The 24,363-nt window shown below is 39.0% G+C and carries 17 protein-coding genes; 8 read left to right on the forward strand and 9 right to left on the reverse strand.

What is annotated here, in order from left to right; translation table 11 throughout:
• The 6 genes from DN599_RS06660 to DN599_RS18720 all read left to right on the forward strand — a co-directional run.
• The coding region (locus DN599_RS06660) for an IS3 family transposase (RefSeq protein WP_162599169.1) at nucleotides 1-131 on the forward strand (131 nt) is incomplete at its 5' end.
• A gap of 48 nt (nucleotides 132-179) precedes the next feature.
• A complete protein-coding gene (locus tag DN599_RS06665) occupies nucleotides 180-2,315 on the forward strand; it encodes a tellurite resistance TerB family protein (RefSeq protein WP_204165107.1) in 2,136 nt (711 codons plus the stop codon).
• Nucleotides 2,316-3,626 carry an ATP-binding protein gene (locus tag DN599_RS06670; RefSeq protein WP_239473248.1) on the forward strand — a complete coding sequence of 437 codons (1,311 nt, stop codon included), beginning with the start codon at nucleotides 2,316-2,318 and terminating at the stop codon, nucleotides 3,624-3,626.
• Complete coding sequence (locus DN599_RS06675; RefSeq protein ID WP_110456895.1) at nucleotides 3,623-5,833, forward strand: DEAD/DEAH box helicase; 2,211 nt, start codon at nucleotides 3,623-3,625, stop codon at nucleotides 5,831-5,833. The genes DN599_RS06670 and DN599_RS06675 overlap by 4 nt, the downstream gene beginning before the upstream one ends.
• A 158-nt stretch (nucleotides 5,834-5,991) precedes the next feature.
• Nucleotides 5,992-7,008: a ComEC/Rec2 family competence protein gene (locus DN599_RS06680; RefSeq protein WP_110456896.1), complete on the forward strand. Its 1,017-nt coding sequence runs from the start codon at nucleotides 5,992-5,994 to the stop codon at nucleotides 7,006-7,008.
• Nucleotides 7,005-11,072: a hypothetical protein gene (locus DN599_RS18720; protein ID WP_204165108.1), complete on the forward strand. Its 4,068-nt coding sequence runs from the start codon at nucleotides 7,005-7,007 to the stop codon at nucleotides 11,070-11,072. Before DN599_RS06680 ends, DN599_RS18720 begins: the two co-directional genes overlap by 4 nt.
• 90 nt (nucleotides 11,073-11,162) lie before the next feature.
• Here DN599_RS18720 and DN599_RS06690 read toward each other — a convergent pair whose 3' ends face one another.
• Both DN599_RS06690 and DN599_RS06695 read right to left on the reverse strand, forming a co-directional pair.
• Entirely contained in the window at nucleotides 11,163-12,572 is a 1,410-nt protein-coding gene (locus DN599_RS06690; protein ID WP_110456897.1) for a DEAD/DEAH box helicase, read from the reverse strand.
• A 5-nt stretch (nucleotides 12,573-12,577) separates the two neighbouring features.
• Nucleotides 12,578-13,117, reverse strand: coding sequence for a response regulator (locus tag DN599_RS06695; RefSeq protein WP_110456898.1), 540 nt, complete (start codon nucleotides 13,115-13,117; stop codon nucleotides 12,578-12,580).
• Nucleotides 13,118-13,248: 131 nt separating this feature from the next.
• Between DN599_RS06695 and DN599_RS06700 the strand changes: the two genes are divergently transcribed.
• Together DN599_RS06700 and DN599_RS06705 are read left to right on the forward strand one after the other, a co-directional pair.
• Nucleotides 13,249-13,455, forward strand: a complete 207-nt coding sequence (locus DN599_RS06700; protein WP_110456899.1) for a helix-turn-helix domain-containing protein — start codon at nucleotides 13,249-13,251, stop codon at nucleotides 13,453-13,455.
• A 77-nt stretch (nucleotides 13,456-13,532) separates the two neighbouring features.
• Nucleotides 13,533-13,898 (forward strand): hypothetical protein, encoded by a 366-nt coding sequence (locus tag DN599_RS06705; protein WP_110456900.1) that lies wholly within the window; start codon nucleotides 13,533-13,535, stop codon nucleotides 13,896-13,898.
• Nucleotides 13,899-14,090: 192 nt separating this feature from the next.
• Here the strand turns inward: DN599_RS06705 and DN599_RS06710 are convergent, their stop codons facing one another.
• From DN599_RS06710 to pta, 7 genes are all read right to left on the reverse strand, one after another.
• The gene (locus DN599_RS06710) at nucleotides 14,091-14,780 is read right to left on the reverse strand and encodes a hypothetical protein (RefSeq protein WP_110456901.1); all 690 of its coding nucleotides are present in this window, start codon (nucleotides 14,778-14,780) and stop codon (nucleotides 14,091-14,093) included.
• A gap of 119 nt (nucleotides 14,781-14,899) precedes the next feature.
• Nucleotides 14,900-15,538, reverse strand: coding sequence for a gamma-mobile-trio protein GmtX (gene gmtX / locus DN599_RS06715; RefSeq protein WP_110456902.1), 639 nt, complete (start codon nucleotides 15,536-15,538; stop codon nucleotides 14,900-14,902).
• On the reverse strand, nucleotides 15,535-18,873 hold the full coding sequence (gmtZ, locus tag DN599_RS06720) for a gamma-mobile-trio integrase GmtZ (protein WP_110456903.1): 3,339 nt from the start codon (nucleotides 18,871-18,873) through the stop codon (nucleotides 15,535-15,537). The genes gmtX and gmtZ overlap by 4 nt, the downstream gene beginning before the upstream one ends.
• Nucleotides 18,866-20,275 (reverse strand): gamma-mobile-trio recombinase GmtY, encoded by a 1,410-nt coding sequence (gmtY, locus tag DN599_RS06725; protein WP_110456904.1) that lies wholly within the window; start codon nucleotides 20,273-20,275, stop codon nucleotides 18,866-18,868. The genes gmtZ and gmtY overlap by 8 nt, the downstream gene beginning before the upstream one ends.
• 126 nt (nucleotides 20,276-20,401) lie before the next feature.
• The gene (locus DN599_RS18620; RefSeq protein WP_162599170.1) at nucleotides 20,402-20,614 is read right to left on the reverse strand and encodes a hypothetical protein; all 213 of its coding nucleotides are present in this window, start codon (nucleotides 20,612-20,614) and stop codon (nucleotides 20,402-20,404) included.
• A gap of 604 nt (nucleotides 20,615-21,218) precedes the next feature.
• Nucleotides 21,219-21,650, reverse strand: a complete 432-nt coding sequence (locus tag DN599_RS06730; protein WP_110456905.1) for a nuclear transport factor 2 family protein — start codon at nucleotides 21,648-21,650, stop codon at nucleotides 21,219-21,221.
• 516 nt (nucleotides 21,651-22,166) lie between these two features.
• Nucleotides 22,167-24,305, reverse strand: coding sequence for a phosphate acetyltransferase (pta, locus tag DN599_RS06735; RefSeq protein WP_110456906.1), 2,139 nt, complete (start codon nucleotides 24,303-24,305; stop codon nucleotides 22,167-22,169).
• Nucleotides 24,306-24,363 lie beyond the last annotated feature (58 nt).

The following is a 24,363-nucleotide window of genomic DNA, read 5'->3' on the forward strand; positions in this document are numbered from 1 at the left end:
ATGAAGCTCGCTCAGAAATATTTAACTATATCGAATATTTCTATAATCCAGTGCGTCGTCATGGTAGTAATAATGGACTGTCTCCTGTGCAGTTCGAAAAGCAGTACTTTGAGAAACAGTTAAGTGTCTAAGATATTAGGGGCTTACCACATAGAACTAGTTCCTCTGCTTCATCTAGCGTGAACAGATCATCAGTTTCTTCATTTGACAGCAGTGATGATGACGAATTTGCAACTTTCACGATCGAGACAAGTTTTGGTTATGAACTTGAAGAATCATCGAATAAGCAAAAGGGTCGATGGATTGGAGAAAGTGAACAGTTAACTATTAATGGTCGAAAACTCAAAAGAGGTCTTTTCTACTTTGGTGGAGTAATGAATTCTCTTGATGGGTATGGGATAGAGCCTTCGTTAGTTGATGAAAAGAGACCTGTATCTAAGCCTCCTTTAAATGAAAATGCAGAAACACATTCTGATGAATCCTTAGGATATTGGCCAAGCTATGCATCACTATCGCAAGGTTGTAGAGGAGCATATCTCGATTGGTTAGCTTCAGAGCGTTCAAATCCCAATATACCAATTGGATATGTTTTCATTTATTTCTACGGCTTTGAACGAAGAATCATAGAAAACAAAGCTACCTCTGATGTATCTGATCCAGAGTTCATAGCTATCTTCGACGAGGTTCTACGCTTAAATAAAGTATTTAGTTCCAACGGTTCATTTAATAGATATTCATCTGACTTTCTAGAATTGATGACTCTGTTCAGGCCTTCTTTACTTGAGTATCGGATGGACGAAATACCCGATACGAATAATGCTTTATCATTCAAAATTAAATTAGCTAATACAGTTGTTAATGACCAGATAGTTGGAGTTAAATTAGCTCTAGCTTGGTTGAAAAATACTTTTGAGTATTCACTCAAAATGCCAGCGAGAAGATGCGAAGAAGAATTTAGAACACTTTTTGAAATCCGTTTTTCGCAAAAGTTTGGTGAAGGTATATCTGTTAAGCCTAATAAAACAAAGCTGCGTCTTTCGTATCATGCCGCAAGTAATGGCATTCATGGGATTGATTTAGCTGTTGAGGAATTACCCGATCCGAGCATTCTAAAAGGACCCATTAAGAAACTAATTCCCATTGCAGAAGCTTGTACCGAGGAGCTGGCAAGTTACAGCAGATACCTGGGTAAGGCTGATACTTCTAAAAATGATATTGCTGCATTAATGCTATTGCCTAAAGAGTTGGTAAATGAGTCAAACTCCCCTGTCATTGGAGAATTTAAAAAGTGGGCAGAACAAGTCATAGAAAAGCAAGATGGGCTTACTACTGTTAAAGAGTTTTGGTCCCACACTGGGATGCCATTTCCTAAGGCCATAAATAAAAAAGAACACGAGTTACTAACCAATCTAGCGACCAAAGCGAATATAGGAATTGCCCCAGATCAACGCTTTCATCAAGCAAAGGTTAAAGCTGATGGCAATATTGTACTGTTCACACCTGCTCATGGTGAGTTCTTTGAACCAAGCCAAGCATTCAATCAAGTTAGCTTAGCTATGAGGCTTGGAGCAATGGTAGCAACAATCGATGGCTACGTTGATCAAGAAGAGAAACTAGTACTGCAAAGGCTAGTAGATCAAGATGAAAATATGAGCCCATCAGAAAAAAACTCACTCAAAGCCTATTTGATCTGGAGATTAAATAGCCCAGCAAATACTGCTGGATTGAAAGCAAGAATTGAAAAGCTTAAAACTAATGAAATTGAGTTTCTAAAGAAGTTCATGATTTCCATAGCACTAGCTGATGGGAAAGTAGATTCATCAGAAATAAAACAAATCGAAAAGCTTTACACCTCACTTGGGTTGGATAGGTCTCTTGTTACTAGTGATATCCATCATTTAACTTCCTCGAATAGCCGTACTATTACTCGTTCAGAAAATTCCGATACTAGCGCCAATACATTTAAATTGGATGAAGGCATTTTGGCTATGCATGAAAGTGAAACAAGTGACGCCAAGACAATGTTAGAAAACATTTTTGCAGTTGATGATGAACCTGAAATAGAGGTTATTAGAGAGCAAGCAGAGTCTGATGGATTGGACCATGCTCATAAAGAGTTGTTCGACACATTGCTCAGTAAAGAAACATGGTCGCGTAATGAAGTTCATGAATTTTGTGGCAAGCTTAGCCTCATGGTCGATGGTGCGATAGAAACGATCAATGACTGGGCTTATGAAAAAGTAGATGCTCCGGTATTAGATGATGATGGTGACATCTATGTCGATCTTGAAATTGTTGAAGAGTTAAAAGGATAAATGATGATTGCGAAAAAAATACGGTCTAAAGAAAGAGATGCAATTATCCAGTCTTTAAAGTCAGGAGTGACACCAAAAGTAGGGATCCAACACATTCAAGTGGGCCGAGTAAAAGAGTTAAAAGCACTGATTCAAGATATTGAACGTGTTTCAGATGGTGGCTCTGCTTTTAGACTCATTATTGGTGAGTATGGTTCGGGAAAAACATTTTTCTTGAGTGTTGTAAGATCTATCGCTCTTGAAAGAAAATTGGTAACCGTTAATGCTGATCTATCACCGGATCGCCGTATTCATGCTTCATCAGGTCAAGCTCGTAATCTTTACTCTGAGTTAATGCGTAACATGTCAACACGGAATAAGTCTGACGGTAACGCTCTAACAAGTGTCGTTGAAAAATTTATTACTGAAGCTAGAAAAGAAGCTGATGCATCAAACAAAGAAATAACCGTAGTTATTCATGAACGTCTTTCGTCTTTATCAGAGTTAGTTGGAGGGTATGATTTTGCCAAAGTTATTGAAGCTTATTGGCTAGGTCATGAGCAAGATAATGATGACTTAAAAAGTCATGCGATAAAGTGGCTTAGAGCAGAGTATTCAACCAAGACAGATGCTCGTAAAGACTTAGGTGTCAGAAGCATAATTACGGATGCATCCTTTTACGACTCTCTAAAACTGTTAAGTCTATTTGTTCGGCAAGCAGGATACCAAGGCTTGATTGTTAACCTCGATGAATTGGTTAATTTGTACAAGCTACATAGCACTCAAGCAAGAACGTCTAATTATGAGCAAATTCTAAGAATGCTTAATGATTGTTTACAAGGGTCAGCGGAGCACCTTGGTTTTCTACTAGGTGGTACGCCGGAGTTCTTATTAGACCCACGAAAGGGGCTATACAGCTATGAAGCTCTTCAGTCACGTCTAGCAGGAAATACATTTGCTAAGCAAGCAGGTGTAATTGACTACTCCTCACCAGCATTGCACCTGACTAGCCTTACACCAGAAGAGCTATATATTCTTTTGAAAAATTTACGACACGTCTATGCTTCTGGTGACCAATCGCAGTACCTTGTGCCCGATGAGGCGCTTAAATCATTTCTTCACCACTGTAGTCAGACAATTGGGGACGCTTATTTCAGGACTCCTCGTAATACAATAAAAGCATTCTTAGACATGCTTGCGGTAGTTGATCAAAATCCATCTATTGTATGGGACAGTTTAATTTCATCGGTTTCTATTGAAGAAGAAAAACCCTCAGATGTCGAACTTGAGGTAGAAGAGAGCGAAGATGGACTTGCTGACTTTAAACTATGATCGACGAATATAAAAAGCTAGATATCGGGGTTCAACAATGGATCTTTAAGCAAGGCTGGGCAAACTTAAGAGAAATACAATGTTTGTCTATAGATCCGATACTATCTGCCAAAACTGATGTTCTGATCAGTGCTTCAACAGCAGCGGGTAAGACTGAAGCTTTTTTTTTACCAGCAATCAGTGCCATAGCAGATCAAAAAGAAGGGGTTGGTATTCTATATATCAGCCCACTAAAAGCCTTAATCAATGATCAGGATAGACGTTTAGAGAGCCTTTCAGATTTACTAGATATGCCTGTTACCCCATGGCACGGTGATAGCCTACAAAGTAGGAAGAATAAATTAAGGCGTTCACCAGCTGGTATTGTACTAATTACCCCTGAATCACTTGAGTCATTGCTTATTCGTGATGCTGGCTGGGTGAAGTCTGCATTTTCTAATTTAAAATATATTGTTATTGATGAATTCCATGCCTTTCTTGGCACTGAACGTGGACATCACTTACTTTCCCTGCTTCATCGTTTGGAGCACCTTCTAGGGAGATTAAAGTCACCAATTCCCAGGGCTGCATTGAGCGCAACACTCGGTGAATTGGAAAAGGTGCCATTGTCACTTAGGCCAAACCAATCCTTTCCGTGCAAAATAATTAAAGATTCGTACTCTACATCTACATTTAAGATTCAAGTGAAAGGTTATCTAAACTCCGCAGGTGTAGATGATAAGGCTCCAGTAGATGCGGAATACCAAATATGCCAAGATTTGTTAAAATTTTGCCGTGGAGGTAATCATTTAGTCTTTGCAAACAGTCGAAAGCGAACTGAAAGTATAGCCGCAACATTAAGTGATTTTTGTGATCAAAAAATCGTACCTAATGAGTTTTTTCCTCATCATGGTTCACTCTCGAAAGAGCTTAGAGAGAGCTTAGAAAAGCGACTTCAAAAAGAGCAATTACCTACTACAGCTGTTTGTACAATGACACTAGAATTGGGTATAGATATCGGAAAAGTAAATTCGGTTGTTCAGGTTACGGCCCCTCATTCCATTTCTAGTTTAAGGCAACGAATGGGACGTTCAGGGCGGCGTGGGGGTCCATCTATACTTCGAATGCTGATCGCTGAAGATGAGTTAACAAAAGATTCGAGTGTTATCGATAAACTCCGATTGGAGTTAGTGCAATCCCTCGCAATGATCAGATTATTAATTAGCAATAAATGGTATGAGCCTGCTGATACATCCCTTTACCACTTTTCAGCGCTTCTGCATCAGACACTTGCAGTCATTGCACAATGGGGTGGTATTAGAGCGGAGCAGTTGTTTAAATTACTTTGTAAGGAAGGCCCTTTTCAGAACGTCGGAGTTGAGAACTTTAAAGCTCTCCTGAGTCATATGGGGAAAACAGAGCTAATAACGCAGTTAGGTAACGGTGAGATTGTTTTAGGGCTATCAGGTGAGCGCATTACAAATCATTATTCATTTTATGCGGTATTCAAAACTCCAGAAGAGTTCAGGGTTATTAATGGCGTAAATACAATTGGAACACTGCCTGTTGATTCACTTGTATTAGTTGGCCAGCACATTATTTTTGCTGGAAAGCGCTGGAAAGTAAAAGATGTCGATACCGACAAAAAAGCTATCTATGTAGAGTTCGCCAAAGGTGGAAAACCGCCAAAGTTCGGTGGTGGCGGGATGTCAATTCATGACGTCGTGCGCCAAGAAATGTATCGCATGCTTAAAGAAGGCGATTACAGGATATCAGTCGGCGACCAAAAAGTAGATTTTGCAGATACTCCAGCTAAAGAGCTATTCCATGAAAGTATTGGTTTTTTTAATACAGCAGGGCTAGCAAACAGGTCATTGCTACAGGCTAGTAATACAACCTACATATTCACATGGTTGGGAGACAAAATAGTAAATACGATCGTAGCTCTTCTTATTAGGGAAGGCTATGAAGCCGGCGCCTATGCTGGAGTTATTGAGATAGAAAAAACATCCCTTGAAGATGTTAAAGCTACATTACAAACTTTAGCACAAGCCCAATTGCCTAACGAAACAATGCTAGCCGAATCAGTGTTAGAAAAGCAGGTCGAGAAGTTTGATGAGTTCTTGCCAGACGACGTTTTATCTATTGGGTATGGAACCAAAACATTTGACACTAACGGTGCTAAAAAATGGCTTGAGTGGATTTCACTTGAAGCAGATGAGAAGTAAAATTTTTTCTGATTATGATGTTGATTTAAGATAGGATTAATGTGGTGGTACTGAAACATCGATGTCAATAATTAGCCAAATTTCAATACTTAAATAATCTAACGCTCAAAAAGCAACCTGAATAGTTTAATGCCAAATAGAGGATTTAACAGGTAAACATGGGATTGATAATAACTAGTTTTGAAGCAAGATATGGGGATGCTTTTCTTATTGAAGAGCATGTCAGTGGTATAAAGCTTCTAGTTGATTGTGGGTTCAAATTAACCTACCAGCATCACATAAAGAAGAAAATCAATTCAGCCAACTTCATTATTCTAACGCACTCTGATGAGGATCACATCAATGGCGCTTTTCCATTAATTAATGACTACCCTGAAAAATTTGCCTTAGATAAAGTTTACGTAAACTCCCCTGAATCTATACCGATTCCCAGAACTAATGGCGTAATATCTATACGGCAAGCAAAAGATTTAGTTAATTTGCTACAAGACAAAAAATTACCATTTGAGGGTCTAATTCAAGGGCAAACTATTGAGGTCTCTAAAAACCTATCGCTAGATATTATCTCTCCAACTCAAACCGAGCTAGATAATTATTACGAGAAATATAATGACCATCTAGCTACAGTGAAGCAGAATACTAAGGGAACAAGCATATCCCTAAACTCAGTCGCTAAGCCTCTTCTTGAGTGGGCAAAACAACCAGATTCATTCCCTAAAAAAAATGATGATATTGCTAATGCTAGCTCTATTGCTTTCATTCTCAATTTTAGAGATAAAAAAGTACTTTTTTTAGCTGATTCACATCCTGAAGTTATTTCAGAATATCTACTAAAGGAAGGTTTTAACTCTAAACAAAAAGCAGCATTTGACTTTATTAAGTTGTCGCACCATGGCAGTGCAAAAAGCATCTCAAAACAGCTACTAAACATGATTAGTTGTAATAACTTTATTATTAGTACAAACGGTGGAAAGGCAAGGAGTAAGCACCCTAGTGTTGAAACTATTGCCAAGCTAGCAACTTTGGTTGATAGAAATGGCAATGATGAAATTAATTTTTACTTTAATCACTCAATTTCATCTATTGAAACAAGAAATGGCCCTTTATTAAGTGCAGAAGAACGCTTTTTGTACAAGATAAATTACATAGAACAAAATGAGATTAGATTGTCATGAATCACCTAACATTTCTGCCCTATACGACGGTTCAAATTTTTAACGAATCAACCTATCTTGGAAGTGCTGTACTCGTTAAAGTTGAGGATGTGTTTTATGTTTTAACCGCTGCTCATGTACCGTTCGGGAAAGAATGTAATCAATACAGTGAAGATCTTAGTTCAACCTTAACTTACGAGTCAGAATCAATTGGAGAGTTAATTTTTGTTAAAGAGTTAGGAAATCTTGATATATTCAAAGCTCATGACATTTTAGCTGTCGAGGTTGAAGTCAAATGTGAAAAATTTCCAGAAATACTTTTTACAGACGATACAAACAACCCTAAGTTGCAATTTATATTTAGAGGGCGTTCTAAGTCTGAAAGTGGAAAAGTTTACTCAGTAAAACCTTGTAGTAAAAACGGTACTGCGGGGGAAGATATTCATATTGAGATACCTGTTAAAGATTATACTGATTTTGAAGGCGAATCTGGAGCTGAGGTTTTACAAGGTTTATCTGGTAGCGGAGTGTTTATTCATGATGACGATTCAAGTGATGCTTTTCTAACGTCAGTAGTTAAATCAGTAAGTAAAGACAACTTTGTTGGGATAAATAGTATTTGTATATCCTTATTTAAGGAACATTTAATTCCTGAAATAAGTTTAATTGATTTCCAACAATTACCTCATAATCAACTCACTAAGAAACAAAGTCATTTAATCACCGGTAGTGATACTCCAGATATAGAAGCTTTGTCACGTGCGATTACACAAAATTTAATGTCTAGTATTTTACCCAGTGCTCTTTCGGGGAATTCGGATTTAGTTGTATCTCGTATATCTAATTTCAGCTCAATCCAAGGTGTTCCGCTACCTACAGCAATCGCATCAAGAAATAGTTTGATCGACGGTATTACCGATTCCCTTAATAAACATGGCACAGCATGGTTGTACGGTGCTGCTGGAGTTGGAAAAACAGTTTCAGCAAAAATGGCGGCAAAATGTGTCGGTGGAAATTGGTTTGGAGTAAATTTAAGAGGGCTAAATTCACAAGAAGTTTGCCAAGTACTCGCTAGCCCTTTAATTAATCAGTACAACCATGAAATAAGTGGCGTTCTAATAGATGATTTCGACTGTGCATGTGATTCTATGGTTCAAGAGAAGTTAATTAGCCTTCAAAGCTCCTGTCACAATGCTAATATCTGCCTGGTTTTCACATCTTCAAAATCGATTGATGAGGACTTTCTTTTTTCTGCTAACCTTCCCCAGAATATTGAACAAAAAGTTGATGATTTTTCGGAGGAAGATATTGAAGAAATTTTATCGTCTTTTGGTGTGACAGAGGGTTATTGGGCACGGTATATATATATGTCATCAGGTGGAGGACATCCTCAACTAGTTATCGCAATGATTCAAAGTATGAATACAAGCAAATGGAACATTGAAGAACTTCGAACCTTAGACTCTTTACTACAAAAAAATGAAACGGTAGAAAAAGTTAAGAAGAAAACAAGGGAACGGTTACTTCGTGAACTACCAGCTAGTGCAAGGGAACTTGTCGAGCGAATATCTCTAATTACAGGTAGGTTTAACAGGCATCTGGTTCTTGATTTAGCATTCTTACCCCCTAAAATAACTGACGCAGGAATTACCTTTGACCAACTTATAGGATCTTGGATTGATCAGCATGAAATAGATCGCTTTTCTTTATCTCCTCTGTTATCAAACTTTGCAGTTGCAACCCTAACTAGACAACAACAAAAACAAGTTCAAAGTGAAATTGCGGACTCAATTCTCCGTACAAAAGAAATTGATCCAATTACAATTAATACCGCATTTATTGCTGCATTTGCAGGAGAAAATACTAGAGCGCTTACACTGTTATGCTATCTAATCCTTACAACTGAACTCAGTGAACTTCAAATGATCGCCCCACATTTAATGATGTTTACTTTTTTGAATACAAACCGTTCAATTTATGAAAATGACTCAAATGTAAATATTATGCTGAGAGGCGCTCAACTACTACTGTTAACGTGTTTTGAAGATAAAGAAGAGCGTTACTTAGAAACGTTTAACCGTTTTGAAATCGAAGCAGATAACTCTGATGTTCAAGAGCCTGGCAGCTCGGTATTATTATGCATCATGATATACTCAAAGCTACTTTTATCTCAGCCTAAATTTGGAGTTTTACCAAACTGGAATTTAATAGTCACTAAGCTTAACACTCTATATAAAAATAAAGCAGTATTACTTCCGTCTTCTATACCTCATAAAGAGATACCGACAAAAGTTGATGATATATCAGTTGTAAGTTTTTTAATTATTAATCAAATCAGTCAAATTAAAACGATAGATGCACTAACTTCATTATTTGAATTTATTGATACATTGGAATCAGATGCTAGAGAAGAGCTGTTCCAAACTATAGAACAAATTGATTTTGGGGTAGATGCTTTTGTGAGAGGGGCATGGTTACATGAGTATAAAAGAGAAACAATTGATTGCGAAAAGCATTCAGCTATATTCTCTGAACTAGAATTTTTTGCAAATAAGTGGGGGTATGAGGAGCTAGCGTCAGTTTGCGTACAATTCTCCGCTATTATTTGGGATGAATCAGGAGGGCAAAAAGAGAAAGCGCTAGAGGTCATTGATTCAGGTCTAGCGAAGTATGGAGATTCAAATTTTGGCTTAATAAGAGCAAAAGCAAAAGTCCTATTTAGGGCAAAAGAATATGGTAAAAGCCTTTCTCTTTCAAATCAACTGATAGACTCTAATGCCCCACTTAATCATGTCGATAAAATATATTTTTATCGGGATTCCGCTATTTGTGCAGAAAATGAGAGTAGTTACTCATTAGCAAGAAAGTATTATTTACTTGGCGCTTCTGCTAACAGAAAAAGGGCGTTTCTAGAAAATAAACCTATGCAAGTAGGTTTGAAAGCTGATGCAGCTTTAGCGAGTTGGCATAGTGGCAATAGAAAAGAGTGCATTCAAGATCTTGCTGAAGTGCTGTTTGAACTTAAAGAAATAGATCCTAAAAGCTCGTTACAAGCCGCGCACTGCCACGCAACATCTCGTCACATTTTGTTATGGCTTCAACAAGAAGCAACTAAAAATAAGCAATTTGTACCTAGCGGTGAAGAGGTCTGTATGTTTCCAGGAATCGTTAGTAACCCTGAGCCTAGTATAGATATAGGCAAGCAAGGGTTAACGCCTATCGAAATGGCTTGGTACATGTTAGCTTCGATAGAGAATTATTGCTCATTAGATGTAGGTATACCTTCAAAGCTTTTAGTAAATTTGGTTAATGGTCCAATTGTAGAAGGAGAGTTTGTTTTAGTTTCTTCAAGACTTGATACGGCAATCATAAAACCAAATGGAGAGTTATTTGTGAACGCTTTGAAAAGCTTCGTGCCACATTTAAGTTATGCTTTAGCTACTGTAATCGATAAAAATGAATCAATAGATATTAATTTCACATATCAAATACTACCAAAAGCAACCATAGCCGATTTTGAACGTTATAGTGGTATAGTAGAGCAATACTTACTTAGTTTTGTTATAAGTTGTACACTACAAAATAAGTGGGGTGAAGTCGACAAACTAGTTGACTATATTTCAATAGAACCTGAAATGGTTATTCGCAAAGAATTATTTAGTATATTGAAAGGAAAAGATATAAATGCAACTGATGCATTATCTCACAACTCAAAATTATTGATGCGTTTACGCCATCAGCAAAATAGAGAACCCATTGATTTAATTGTTACAGTATTTCACCATGCTCTAATCGCTATTCAAATTGGTATTGACATAAAACAGTCAAACTTAATATCCAGATTGGCTTTTGAATCAATTACAGTTAAATGGTTAGCTTTTTGGGGGCCGAATAGATATTTACTAAAAAATCCTGAAATTCACTTTGCTAATATAAACAAAGCTCTTTCAGTGAAAGATTATTCTTGGCCTGAGAATACGTTGTGTTTAATGAAAGCAATTTTACCTACTTTAGATGTTGGTGATGAGTTAGACGTTAATAGAACTCTGGATAAATTACTATTAAAAGTTCGAGCTAAGAAGTAATAATCACAATTAGTGAACGTCAATCTCAAATATTATGTGAAGTAATATATGCTTACACGAACCAAAAACACCATAAATAAGATTACCGCATCAAAAAGGTGAGTTGAAAGTAGATACCACCTTTTCTCTAAAACCACCTAAAATTTCAAAAGATGGTGAGGTCGGCCAAGATAGGTTTTGATTGTTCGAAGCGGTTATGAACGAGTGCTTTTGTGCAGCTATGTGTGGAGTACTAAACCTAACAGTATGACTCTCTTGAGATGGGGAACTTGCTCTTATTATTTCACTTTTTCCCTGCTCAACGGAGACCGTAACAGTATCGAATTCCCTGAATATGACGGGTACATCAGGTATTTCTTCAGCGATCCGATTTGCAAACTCTACAAGCTTTGGTGCTGCAAAAGTATATAGCCAAGCCTCCTGATTGATAGCCTTGTTTACTCGTAAAATCCTACCGAGTACTTGCCTAAAATAGAGTTCGGTTTTAACTCTGCTTAGGTGGCAACACACCTGCAAACGCGGGATGTCTGTACCTTCGCTTATCATGCCTACGCTGACAATCCAGTTTGTTGTGCTGTTCCTAAACTCATTGATTTTAAGTGAAGGTAGCTCTTCTCTATAGGTAACGATTTCGGCAGTTTGCCCATATTCACTTCTGAGCATATTTAGGATATATGCGGCGTGCTCTATCGATGATGCAACGACAAGTCCTGCAGCATTAGGGTTATGCCGTCTAATGTTGTCTAGCTTGTTCGTCGCCAGTGTTAAGGCATGCCGAATGGCTGTATCATTTTTGATGATCGATTGGTAAGTAACTAATGAACCTTTGAATAGAGCTTCTAGGCTATTGAACGTCTTAGTTTCATGTTCTTCGTCAGTAACCGAAATCCTTTCATTATCAATTAATACAATCTTTGGACTTCGACATACACCATCAGCAACAGCGTCCCTTAATCCATATATATAATCACACTGTATTTGATTGTCTGGATCTGTATAACGAGATAAAGCTATCGGTGCTTGATCTGAGCGCCATGGAGTGCCAGTTAACGCTAAAGTATATTCGGCTTGGCTTTGAATATTCAATAAGATCTCTTCCCCCCAGGCGTTAGCATCTTCAAGAGAACTGCCAGAGCAATGATGGATCTCGTCAAATATCACGAGTACCCGATTTTGTTTTAACAGTTGCCAGAAATCTTCTTTAAAAGACAACATGCTTTGATACGTATAGGAGCAACCAACGGCACCTATGACGCCATCGAAACGGCATTCCAGCCGTTTCGAGAAAGTATGCTTAATACCTTGCGATATATTTATCGAAGGTGAAAAGCAAAGTACAAAATCGATAAGGTCTTGCTCAAGCAGCTGAACAGCGACTTCTGAAGCCATAATCGTTTTACCAGCGCCTGGGGTTGCCAAACAAAGGAAGTGTTTATGTTTGGCACTAAAGTGCTCTAGAGCGCGATTGACGCACTCTGATTGCCATTGTCTTAAATGCATTAAGGTTACTTTTGCTGATGAGCGAGAACAGACTTAATCGCTTTGATTTGGCCGAGTAGTTTCGAGCTATTTTCACGGGCTTGTAAATACTGGGATTCAAGGTGCGCTTTCATCTCTGGGAAAGATTGATACAACCGCATATATTCTTCTGATTCGCCAATACTAGTTAGTAAATCAACTTCAGATTCCTTTAGGCGCTTTTCAAGCTGTTGGAATGCAAAATTAGTACTTGCATCAACAATCACTTTAGGTTTATTGACCTTTGCTGCATCTCCTTCAGTTATGTAGCTCGCTTCATAAAACAGATCCGATTTCTGATACGTAACTTTTTTAGAGTTTTTCGCTCCTTTTTTTAACAATAGACCTTTCTTAACTAGTCTCAGAATTTGTCTATACACATACTTGCGAACATCTACAGAATCCTTATTAGTAGGAGATATTGCTAAATATGCATCCCGTAATTGAGACACACGAAAATTGTTAAAGCTCTCATCCTGGAGAATAGTATGCAACCTTGTGCATATTTTTATTGAAATTATCGACATTACTTTCTCGCAAGAGGTAGTGGTTCACTGTCTTAAGCTCTTTGTAATGAGCATTAAACTAAATACGGATTATAATCCGTGGCTTTATAAGCCGCAACTTTGGATAGTCTTTATCTTTAACGAGATGAAAAATGAAAGACTTAGCTATCCAATTTGGAGCAAAATTGCGTGATAAGCGCAAAACACTAGGCATTTCTCAGGATAAATTGGCGTTATTAGCAGAGATTGACCGCAGTTATGCTGGACGAATCGAGCGCGGAGAAGTGAACATTACCCTCGAAAAGGCGTACCTACTAGCTGAAGTATTGGAGTGTGATATAAGGGAGCTGTTGCCTTAGTTCAAAAAGCAATTTGTTTAATGTATTAAATTTGCGATAGTTGTCGTTATGGAAGTTTTTACGCTAAGGAATAGGTGATGGGAAGAGGATATCGAAATGGTTCAAACGGAGCCCAGATAGTTAGGGATTCAGTATATATTTCAGCTCGTCTGCCATGGTGGGGAGCAATGAGTTTTGGGGCAGTACTTTTTGTGTTTTTCTATTTTGGTATACCTGCGTATCTAGAATCCAAGATAACTGATACTAACGGTAGTATGGTAACTCAAGCATTTGAGTCTCTGTTTATTCGACGTATTCATTGGTTTGAGTGGATAGGCATTACTTGTGCTCTGATTGGTGCGTTCTTTGGTATCCGTAACTACTTAGTTCATGGATGTGCCAGCAACAGTGAGCAAGGAATAGTAGGCTTTATTTCCAAACTAATTAGTCGTGGTATTGATTAAAATCAGCTCCTGAGAGATTTGATTTTCATTAATTAGCTTTAACTAGAAAAGTATGGTGGGCAAATGTGAAGTCGTGCCCAGCTTAAATTACAGCCAAATGCGTTGAAGTTAAAACTAACACTCCAGCCACAAAGCCCGTTTTGAAGCAAAAAATCAAAAAATCAAAAAATATTTGTCACTTCAAATCGTTAGTTAAGTCTTTTTCGCTATCAAAGATCTATTTACCAGCTCAATGTATTTGCGATATGTATCTAAGACAAAATGCAAATAACCTTCACGCAAAACTAATTGATTATTTTCATCAATACTAAGGCTATCTACTGCTCTGCAGTGCTCTATAATAGCTGAAATCTCATTGCCTGCATGGTCAATAACCTTTCCATCTTGATGAATTAGAGCATTTCGCAGTTTAACTATCTTGAGCACTGTCTGCCAAGTTTGAGTCGATTTGTGCATTTCGACTTTCACTATTTTTGACAAATACTTAACCGCACCTTCTAACCCTTTACCACGTGTATCCTTAAGACTTTCTTGTAAATCGAATTCTTCAAAGCACTTAGTACATAAATTAACTAACTCATGCTCAAAAATGCCCACTATTGTTAAAATGGCAGAACGTCGATGTAGATTAGGGTAGTATTCTGAAAAAACAGATTTTAAGTCCCATGTATCGCTAGTGAGGCCAGCAAACTCTGTGACCATATAGTCTGCTTCAGGTATTCCATCATGCTCAATTACAATATTCTGTTTGTTCTCTCGGTAATTTTGTATCTGACTAGATATTTGTGACTCTGTGGAATCGGCAAAAACGATCAGGAGATCAATAGTTGGACCCATATAGTATAAGTACCAGTTTGCGATCGTATCTTCGGTTTTTAACATATACTACCTTTGTCAGATTTTAGAACGAGGTTTAACCTTGCTACTTACTAGCATTGATTGCCTATACCCGTTGCTCTAGGACAATATTTTGTTCAAGAAAATGTCTACTATTTTAGGTCTTATATAGCCAATATCTTTTCAATAGCATCGACATAACCAGCTTTAAATATTGTATTACCATCACGGTCTTTAACTCTGCCACGCTTATCTACTGTCCAGCCAATTTTTTCAAATGTATCAGGATCAATAGAATGGGATAAGGCTTCTAATTCTGTTGGAAGTAGATTCGATTTAGTTAAAGATGGATGAGATGAACTTTCCATTGCATTGTTATTAGCTGATGGCCTTAGATCAATATTAATATTGGATAGCTCTTTTGCTAATTGAAGTTGCCCAGTTAACTTACTATTTTGTGCTATTAAATCCATTACAAGCCATCTGATGCGAGCGTCGTCAATATCACCCACCCAAGAATTTTGCTCTTTTACTTTGCTTGAGATAACTTTTAGGGGCTTTTTATATTCTGCCCATGATTGAATAAGCGCTCGGTATTTTTCACCTGTTTTATTTCTGATGGCCTGTGTCTTCGGACCATTAACAGCTTCACTTAAACGTCCAATAGTCGCTATTGTAAAATCACAGGACCCACGTTCAGACTGCTCAATACATATCTGATGAATTAGCTCTATTGAACTTGCCGTTTTGGGAGTTGAAATTTTCTTAAGTGCTTCACAAAGTTCATTAGGTTCATGACTCATACAGCCTCCAATAAAGGCTTGTTTGTAGTAGTCAGTTGATTCGCTTCACTTTGGAGTAAGATCTTCTTCACTTCATCATGAAGCGGCATGAGCTGATTATCATCATTAAAATCACTTAAAAGGATCTCTGCTCTCATCAGTTTTTCGACATTATCCCACGACTTTAAACGACTCTTTAATAGCTCACTCATTTGGTTTCCCACTTCTAGCTGCTGCTCAGGCGAAAGCATACACAACCATGGCTGAATGCCATTTTGGTGCGCCATCTTGTCGATTAATTGAGAGCGCCTAGCATTGGCCAATGATGCATCACTTAGTGTAAAAATAGTTGCATTTTCACACACTGTGCTTAGCTGATGAAACTCGCTATTAGTTTCATCAATACTCCAGTTAATAGAGGAAGATTCCGTATTAGCAACTAACATAGTTCCTTTACCTTCCTCCGCCTCAATGGACTGGTTCAATAGGTTGGTACACTGCATAATAAGCCGTGCAATATGCACTGTATCAGTCGCATACATACTGGTTTCTTTAGCTATCATTTCAAGGTTTGATGCCGCTTTATCTAACTCCATGGATTTAATGAACACCTGTTCCTTTTTTTCAGCGTCATAACGTTCATCCTCTAATGACTCAATATGAATAATTAGATTCTGTTCTTTTTGCTTAATATAAAATTGCTTTAATGAAATTTCGTTAAACACTGCGGTTAAACCACCTAAAAATGCGGGACTTGTGATAAAAAAACGGCAACGAATACAATTTTTTTCACCAAGATATCCGGATCCTACTGACAAATACTTTTTATATTTGACTTCATTATTTTCAACTTCTCCTCCTTCCTCACATTTCCCCCCCCCCATAGGACATATACCTATATCTGTAAAAGAAAATGCAGAAGCCGGATGTTCGTTATTTAAATTGTTAAAAGCTAATTGATCGTTCGGAACAAGGGAGTCTCTTACTGCTTCAAATTGTTTATTTCGAATTTGTTGCTGAATTCTTAATGGTGCAACGGCTAAAGCTCGTTTATTTGCCGCATTAAGTTCATCACGTATTTCGGCATGACCTACCTTAGTATAATAAATCGTCATCACTAACCTTGCATGACCGACCAATTTTTGAACAATATGAATAGGTACTTTTGCGTCAACTACAAATGCTGTAATTAAGCTTACACGCATGGCGTGAGGTGTATAGTCTGATTTATACGAACCTACACCCTCTTGATTATTAACTTTATTTGTTAATGGATTACCTTTTTCTTCTATTTGATGCAGAACATACGCAAGCGCCTTAGAAAAAATAGGCTGCTGGTGAGGTTGACAACTATTGCCCATTCTAAATAAAAAGCAATTAGTGCCTCGTTGCTCTAAAACCCTACTTCCAATAGGAACTCTATGATTGAGATCGGTCCATTTTGTTGGCTCAGTAATAGCATTATATTTTGATTGCCAATTTCTAAGTTTGATCATCCAATAATCTAAATTATCAGGAACCCAAGGTATGTCGTAGCCTCCTTCCAGACGCGATGTTTTATTGGTAGTAAAATGTAAACCTAGCTCATTATCAGGATACTCTTTTATAAAACCTTGTTTCTTTGTCCTCCCCGCTAATAAACCAGCATTTTCCATCCATTCGATTTTACCATTCACAAATTCAGGAATTTTTTTATCAGCTTCACCGCTATCGCACCAGAGAATCTGTTGTCCTCTTGAAGGGACACTCAATAAAGTGTATAAAGCAAAAAAACGCGCTGGAGACCATATTTGACAAACTTTTTCGTTGTAAGCACCTATTAACTCTCCAGTATGCTTTCCTTTTCGACGATCTTTTTCTACATATCGGTAGACACAATCCGGATCACTTTCATCAATTAAAGAAGGGTCGACATCAAACCAATCATTTGCCATCAAACCGTGCAAATGATTTAAATCACATAGATTTTTGGATTCTGATGGTACAATCCACTCTCTTGCTTTAACCACATATGTATAAGCTAAAAGAGGTTTATCTGATTCAGGTAATTTATTAGCTTTAATTTCCAGTAAATGACTTTGAAATTGACTTAATGGGTTATGAAAATCAGGATGGATAATAACTTCATCCTCATCTTCCAAAGTACATAATTGAGAAAGGCAATATTGAAGAAATTCAAGAACGATCACGTGGAATTTAGACTTATCTTGTTCACCAAAAAACTTTAAAAATTGCTCATACTGATTACGATCAATCTTTGTTGTTTTAAACAGGAATACCTCTGGTTTGGCTGGATAATTATTTTCCATGATGAACTTACAGATAAAGCAGATACTAGTTCTTTTTCTCATTGCAATGTTACGCTGAGATTGCTCTATATATGAATCAAATAAATCTCGCCATCCATTAAAACTCAAGCTTATGTCTCCACGAGAATAAGGCTTTAATTGACCTAAAAAACCATACCATCTTCCAATCTCCTGCCAGTCATCGCTATAGTAGATGTCAGGATTACAGGGGAACTTAGGGTCTTCTTTTTGGCGCTTGAAATATTCAGGTCGCGATTTAATCCCGAGTTCTATGGCGGCTGTTGAAGCCTCTTGAATCGTAGCGTAATAAACTGGGATAGTATTGCCTAAAAACCCCTTCCACTTGTCAAACGCCTGCCAGTCATCACTGTAATAAGTAGCGGGATTGCTGCGAAGCCGAGGATCCTCTTTATAGCGCTTGATATAGTCAGGTTGGTTTCTAATTCCGAGTTTGATGGCAGCTGTTGAAGCCTCTTGAATCGTAGCGTAATAATCTGGGATAGCATTGCCTAAAAAACCATGCCACCTGCCAAATGCCTGCCAGACCTCACTGTAATAGCTATTAGGAGCACAGGGAAGCCGAGGGTCTTCTCTATAGCGCTTGACATACTCAGGTCGCGATTTAATCCCGAGTTTAATGGTTGCTATTGAAGCCTCTTGAATGGTGACGTAATAATCTGGGATAGAACGCCCTAAAAAACCATACCATCTACCTAACGCCTGCCAAGCCTCACTGTAATAGACGTCAGGACAACTAGAAAGCCGCGGGTCCTCTTTATAGCGCTTACTATAGTCAGATTGCTTTTTAATCCCGAGTTTGATGGCAGCTGCTGAAGCCTCTTGAATCGTGGTGTAATAATTTGGGATAGAACGGCCTAAAAAACCATACCATCTGCCAAACACTCGCCAGTTCTCACCATAATAGATGTCAGGATTACAAGGAAGCCGAGGATCCTCTCTATAGCGCTTTGTATAATTACGTTGCGATTTAATCCCGAGTTTGATGGCGGCTGTTGAAGCCTCTTGAATCGTTGTGTATTTACTCATAAACACTCTCCAATTCTAACGTTTCTCTAGTTTTGCTTTCGAAATTTTTAAACTCCAACCTAATCTCTCTTGGCGATAGTGATTTATAAGAGTCTTGAGATTTTATCGATTTGTGATGTGCCGCATTAGCTACGAATAAATTACTAACACCAGCTTTTTCTAGACGATTTATATAAGCATATCTGTGGCCATGTGGCGTTGTCCCTAAATCTTTCTCAAAAACAAGCCCAACCCGTTCAATTGCTTTTTTGTATTTTCGTTCAAATGCATCTATCGAGTAAGGGTCACCAAATTGATTAGTAAAAGCATACGGGTGTTTACGATTTTTATGTGGACTAATCCTTTGTTTAGCTAGGTACAAACGCCAATAAAACAAAAACTGTTCACCAGCTGATGGTTCAAACCAATTCACAACCATATAATTTTTTTTCGATGGGGATAATTTATTATTCTTCCAACCTGCATAAACCTTTTTACTTTTTTCATATTTATTTCGGGGCAAAAGTTGGAAGTTTTTAGCCAGTGTTTCTTCACGAACCTCAATGCGCCCATTGGTATATGACATAGGAGACTGCCCGATTTCAGGTTCGTACACACATACCAAAGCTTCATTTGAATTTTCAGGATGAAGCTCTATATCCTCAAGCCATAAATGAAAAGGTTCAGATCTTCTCAACCCACCAAAATGAAGCAACATAGTGATGAGTATGTCCCTTAATTCAAGACGGGTATAAGCTGGGGCTGTAGCTAAAACACCGGGCTTTACAAACCCTTTATGAATTAAGTCGTCAATATACTCATCAGGGAACCTGTTCAAGGCAGAGTTGTTATCATTGCCCCTATGCTCTTGTTGGTATCGAACATTTCTAGATAATTTGTTTCTATCTTGCGCTGATTTTTTTGACCATGTGTGTGCTAGAAAAGCATTTTTATGTTTATGTGAATATGCTGCCCAATTTAATCGTTCCTCGTGGCTTGTAGCTTCACGCCAAGGATTAAGGTTGTCTTTGTTGTTAAGTTCTTTATGGTCGCAAAGCCAATCAGAGTATTGAGTCACATACGAAATGATTTTATTGCCATTTTGTATACTTCGCTTTCTCCATCGGAGTCCCGTTGGATCTTCACCATTTTGGTTGATTGTTCCTGAGAATAGTTTGTCTGAAAAGGCTGAGAAAAGGTCTGCAGGATATTTGAAATACGTGCTATTGAATTCTACAAATTCGACGAGTAAGCAAACTGCTCGAGCACTCGCATCAATCCAAGACATGCTCTTATTTCGTTTATAGATTGAATAATCCAGATATGATTTCAAGACCCCATTTTGCGTGTAAATAACTGGCAGTCTTATTTCATTTTTTTCTTCAATATGTATGGTTGTTCTGATGACTAGAGGGTGAAACATAAATGATCCCCTATATAATATTAATTACACTTTAGGGGGACACACCAAAGAGAACAAGGTATTAACTTTGATCAAAATCAAGATAATCGTTTAAAAAGGATATAAATAGTATACAGAGGTTAGGGGTTATACGAACGAAATGGACACAGGAGCCATAAACACATGGATTGACAATGTGTCACCTTGAACAAACAGGTCGACTAATTTTTTCACATCAAATTCCACCAGTGCATCCATATCCGTTTCGCAGCAGTATTGATTGACCAACAACCGTAAACAGTGTCTATGACGTCTCGGCACTGAGATCAGAACAATAGGCTGTTTAATTGTAAGCGTCATCTTCATAAGCCTTGAGTCGTAAAAGTGTGCCTGACCTTGAAAGTCTTTCATTCTTGCGTGGTGGTTTTTGTGTGAATTAAGGTTTTAGGCCTATTTGGGGCGACAATTGTGAAAGTTTTTTGTAAGTCGGTGTTGTTTGGTGTTAGTATGCCGCCCATAGTTTGCTGAAAGGCAGATTAAGACCCAAGGCAAAATGCATTCATAAAGGCATGCCTGTACCCTACAATACTATCTGGAGTCGTTATGGAAGCACGTGATTACGAAAGCGCATATTACCAAGTTCAAGATGATGTGATTGAGTCACTTCCTGTTGAAATGGATGACGAAACGTTTTTGGATAAGGGATTGTGTTAATGGGTAACCCCATTACTGGATCTGCATTACCGTACCCTCGATGCGCATAAGGCCGATTTTAGATAAAAATAGCAACCATTAGGTTGCTATTTTTTTGTTTGTTACTATTGATATTCACCGTATTGCCTGAGCTAACCTTGTTAGACTGGGGGAGCCCGCGAAAAATACCCTGCTAAGATGAGCTTATTTATATGATAAATAAGCTCATTTCTATCGCCGATAAAGAGTGCAGAAACTAAGTTGATTAGTCTTAATTTAAATTCCCTTTTTCGGGTAATATTTCAACAATCACCCAGCGGTTATCCACCTTATGCAACCTGATCGTACGGTCGTCTATCCATTTTTGACCATCTTTAAGACCAAATATCTTTACTATCACCGTAATGTCTTTGGTGAATTTACGAAAAAAATCGATATCAATTTCTTCTATCTCTAATGTGACATCTGTCATTGATAAGTTGAGTACATGGCGCTGTACTGCTGAGGCGATATAATAGTGCTGCAGTACTCGCTGCATTGGCTCATCAACATATTGTAATGCTTTGTCGACACTTCTATCGACATAGATAGCGTTGAAAAAGCCCAATGAAACCTGTTCAGGGGTCTGTACCCCTTTCATTGGGTCGCTACCCTGGCCACAACCAGCGAGTAAGACCATCACCAAAAAAAGTAAGTTTTTCATGTAATTTATATCAATGAAATTTGCTTAACAGTATCGCGGCTCTGTATTTACTTGGCAAGGGCTAGAGGGGATTTGTCATCATTAGCGTTTATGTTGTGCTGTTAGCTTGCCTAGATTGGGATACATCGACAAGCGTTGTCTGCATAAGTTGGTGAGGCAATTAACAATAAGCGAAGTCGTCATTTGAAGCTTCATGCCTATGGCGGTGGACGTTAGCGGCGATGTTAATATTAAGTTTGTTGTCATAAATGGCTTGACTATGATGCAGCAATGAGGCATATCTGAATAGATAACTTACTGCGGTTATCCACAGATTCTGTGGACAACTATGTTGAAGACTCGATGCATAACTTTTAAGTTGTTGAACTTAATTGATAATAACTACTGGTTAAATTTTGATGCATTGTGATTTTACTGGGCTTATCTGCCTTTATCTCGACTCCATTGCCGCAATAATAAAAAAGCCTGTCGATTGACAGGCTTTTTTGTTGGTAACGACTTATCTTGGATTATCGCTTAGCTTTGTGAAGCTTGAATCGCAGTCAGTGCGATGGTGTAGACGATATCATCGACGAGTGCACCACGTGAAAGGTCATTAACTGGCTTGCGCATGCCTTGCAGCATTGGACCAATACTAATTAAATCAGCACTTCGCTGTACGGCTTTGTAAGTTGTATTACCTGTATTTAGGTCTGGGAATACAAATACCGTCGCTTGACCGGCAACAGGACTATCGGGAGCTTTAGAGCGAGCCACATTAGGCATAACCGCTGCGTCATACTGCAGTGGGCCGTCGATGATCAGATCAGGGCGCTTCTCCTTGGCGATACGGGTCGCTTCACGCACTTTATCTACATCAGAGCCCGTGCCTGAGCTGCCCGTTGAGTAGCTGATCATTGCCACGCGGGGCTCAATACCGAAGGCTGCTGCGCTTTCTGCCGATTGAATGGCGATATCGGCCAGTTGTTCTGCATTTGGATCTGGGTTAATCGCACAGTCACCGTACACCAACACTTGATCTGGCATCAACATAAAGAAGATAGAGGAGACTAAGCTTGAACCCGGCGCAGTTTTAATTAACTGTAGCGGTGGGCGAATGGTGTTCGCTGTGGTGTTGACTGCACCAGAAACGATACCGTCAACTTCACCTTGGGCTAACATCATAGTCCCTAGTACCATGTTGTCTTCGAGTTGTTCACGCGCAACGACTTCGGTCAGTCCCTTATGACGGCGAAGATCGAGCATAGGCTCAACATAACGTTCGCGTACGGATTCTGGCTCAACAATGTCAACGCCTTCGCCAAGTGTAACCCCTTGTTGGTTGGCGATACGCAAGATCTCTTCGCGATTACCAAGTAGCACACAACGAGCGATACCACGCTGTGCACAGATGGCTGCCGCTTCGATGGTTCTGGGTTCGTCGCCCTCAGGTAGTACTACAGTTTTAGCGGCAGCACGCGCCATTTCAGTGAGTTTGTAACGGAAAGCTGGTGGCGAGAGTCTGTGTTCGCGAGGTGAGTTTTCGGTCACGCTCTCTACCCAATTTTGATCGATATGGCTAGCCACATACTCTTGTACTTGTTCGATACGCACGGCGTCATCGACAGGCACTTCATGATCAAAACGTTGAATATTAAGTGATGTTTGCCATGTATTTGTGTCGATTAGGAACACAGGTAAACCGGTTTCAAAGGCTTGTTCGCACAATGCCATAATCTCAGGCTCTGGCTCATAGCTACCTGTGAGCAGCAGCGCGCCAACCTTGACCCCGTTCATTGCCGCTAGGCAGGCCGATACAATCACATCTGAGCGATCGCCCGAGGTGACTAACAATGAATCGGTTTTAATGTGGGTGACCATGTTAGGAATACTGCGTGCGCAGAAGGTGACTTTACGTAAGCGGCGCGTATGCATTTCGCCAGCGTTAATGATGCGCGCGCGTAAGTGCTTAGCCAGATCCGATGCCCGTGGTGCGACCAAATCTAAGTTGTAAGGTACGCTGCCTAGAATACGCAGTTTACTCTTACCTGGCAGTTGGAACATACTTGCTGGATCGGGGCGCTGCACATCTTGATGGTCAAATACTTCAGACAGATCGGGGCGAGCACGACCTTCATCATCAACTGGTGCGCCGATCTTGTTGATAATCGCGCCGATAATGCGTTTGTTTTTAATGCCGCCCCAAGCGTTGAATGCAATTTCAAGGCGGTTCATCAGTGCCGTTGGGGTTTCATTACCCGGCGCTGCGACGAAAATAATATCCGCATCGAGCGCCTTCGCAATTTGATAGTTGATGTCGTCAGAGAACGGATGGTTTCGGGTTTGCACTAAACCTTCGACAATCAATGTTTCACTGGCATCGGCACATTCAGTGGCGCGCGCAATGATCTGTTCCATTAACACATCGGTTTGATCGTTGCGGATCAGGTTTTCAGCGTGAGCCATATCGAACGGCTCAAGCGGGTTTACTGTAGGCGACTTACTTAAAATAGTGGTCGAACGTTCAGGGCCTGTATCGGTTGGACGCTGCTGGGCGATAGGCTTAAAAAAACGCACCTTAACGCCGTGGCGTTCTAACGCGCGAACCATACCGAGACTGATAGACGTTAAGCCTACACCAGTGCCGTTGGGTATGAGCATGATATTGCGAGACATAAATACCTCTTGTTACCCTGCAAGCCGTAACTTGCAGGTCAATTTACGCTTAGGCGAG

It is taken from the genome of Shewanella algidipiscicola, assembly GCF_900380485.1.
GTDB lineage: Bacteria > Pseudomonadota > Gammaproteobacteria > Enterobacterales > Shewanellaceae > Shewanella > Shewanella algidipiscicola.

Excerpts from the sequence above, each read along its gene's own strand:
- DN599_RS06680 (WP_110456896.1), top strand. The coding sequence starts at position 5,992 with ATGGGATTGATAATAACTAGTTTTGAAGCAAGATATGGGGATGCTTTT.
- DN599_RS06710 (WP_110456901.1), bottom strand. The coding sequence starts at position 14,780 with ATGTTAAAAACCGAAGATACGATCGCAAACTGGTACTTATACTATATG.
- DN599_RS06675 (WP_110456895.1), top strand. The coding sequence starts at position 3,623 with ATGATCGACGAATATAAAAAGCTAGATATCGGGGTTCAACAATGGATC.
- DN599_RS06695 (WP_110456898.1), bottom strand. The coding sequence starts at position 13,117 with ATGTCGATAATTTCAATAAAAATATGCACAAGGTTGCATACTATTCTC.
- DN599_RS06730 (WP_110456905.1), bottom strand. The coding sequence starts at position 21,650 with ATGAAAAACTTACTTTTTTTGGTGATGGTCTTACTCGCTGGTTGTGGC.
- DN599_RS06690 (WP_110456897.1), bottom strand. The coding sequence starts at position 12,572 with ATGCATTTAAGACAATGGCAATCAGAGTGCGTCAATCGCGCTCTAGAG.
- gmtY (WP_110456904.1), bottom strand. The coding sequence starts at position 20,275 with ATGTTTCACCCTCTAGTCATCAGAACAACCATACATATTGAAGAAAAA.
- gmtX (WP_110456902.1), bottom strand. The coding sequence starts at position 15,538 with ATGAGTCATGAACCTAATGAACTTTGTGAAGCACTTAAGAAAATTTCA.
- DN599_RS06670 (WP_239473248.1), top strand. The coding sequence starts at position 2,316 with ATGATGATTGCGAAAAAAATACGGTCTAAAGAAAGAGATGCAATTATC.
- DN599_RS06700 (WP_110456899.1), top strand. The coding sequence starts at position 13,249 with ATGAAAGACTTAGCTATCCAATTTGGAGCAAAATTGCGTGATAAGCGC.
- pta (WP_110456906.1), bottom strand. The coding sequence starts at position 24,305 with ATGTCTCGCAATATCATGCTCATACCCAACGGCACTGGTGTAGGCTTA.
- gmtZ (WP_110456903.1), bottom strand. The coding sequence starts at position 18,873 with ATGAGTAAATACACAACGATTCAAGAGGCTTCAACAGCCGCCATCAAA.
- DN599_RS18620 (WP_162599170.1), bottom strand. The coding sequence starts at position 20,614 with ATGACGCTTACAATTAAACAGCCTATTGTTCTGATCTCAGTGCCGAGA.
- DN599_RS06705 (WP_110456900.1), top strand. The coding sequence starts at position 13,533 with ATGGGAAGAGGATATCGAAATGGTTCAAACGGAGCCCAGATAGTTAGG.
- DN599_RS18720 (WP_204165108.1), top strand. The coding sequence starts at position 7,005 with ATGAATCACCTAACATTTCTGCCCTATACGACGGTTCAAATTTTTAAC.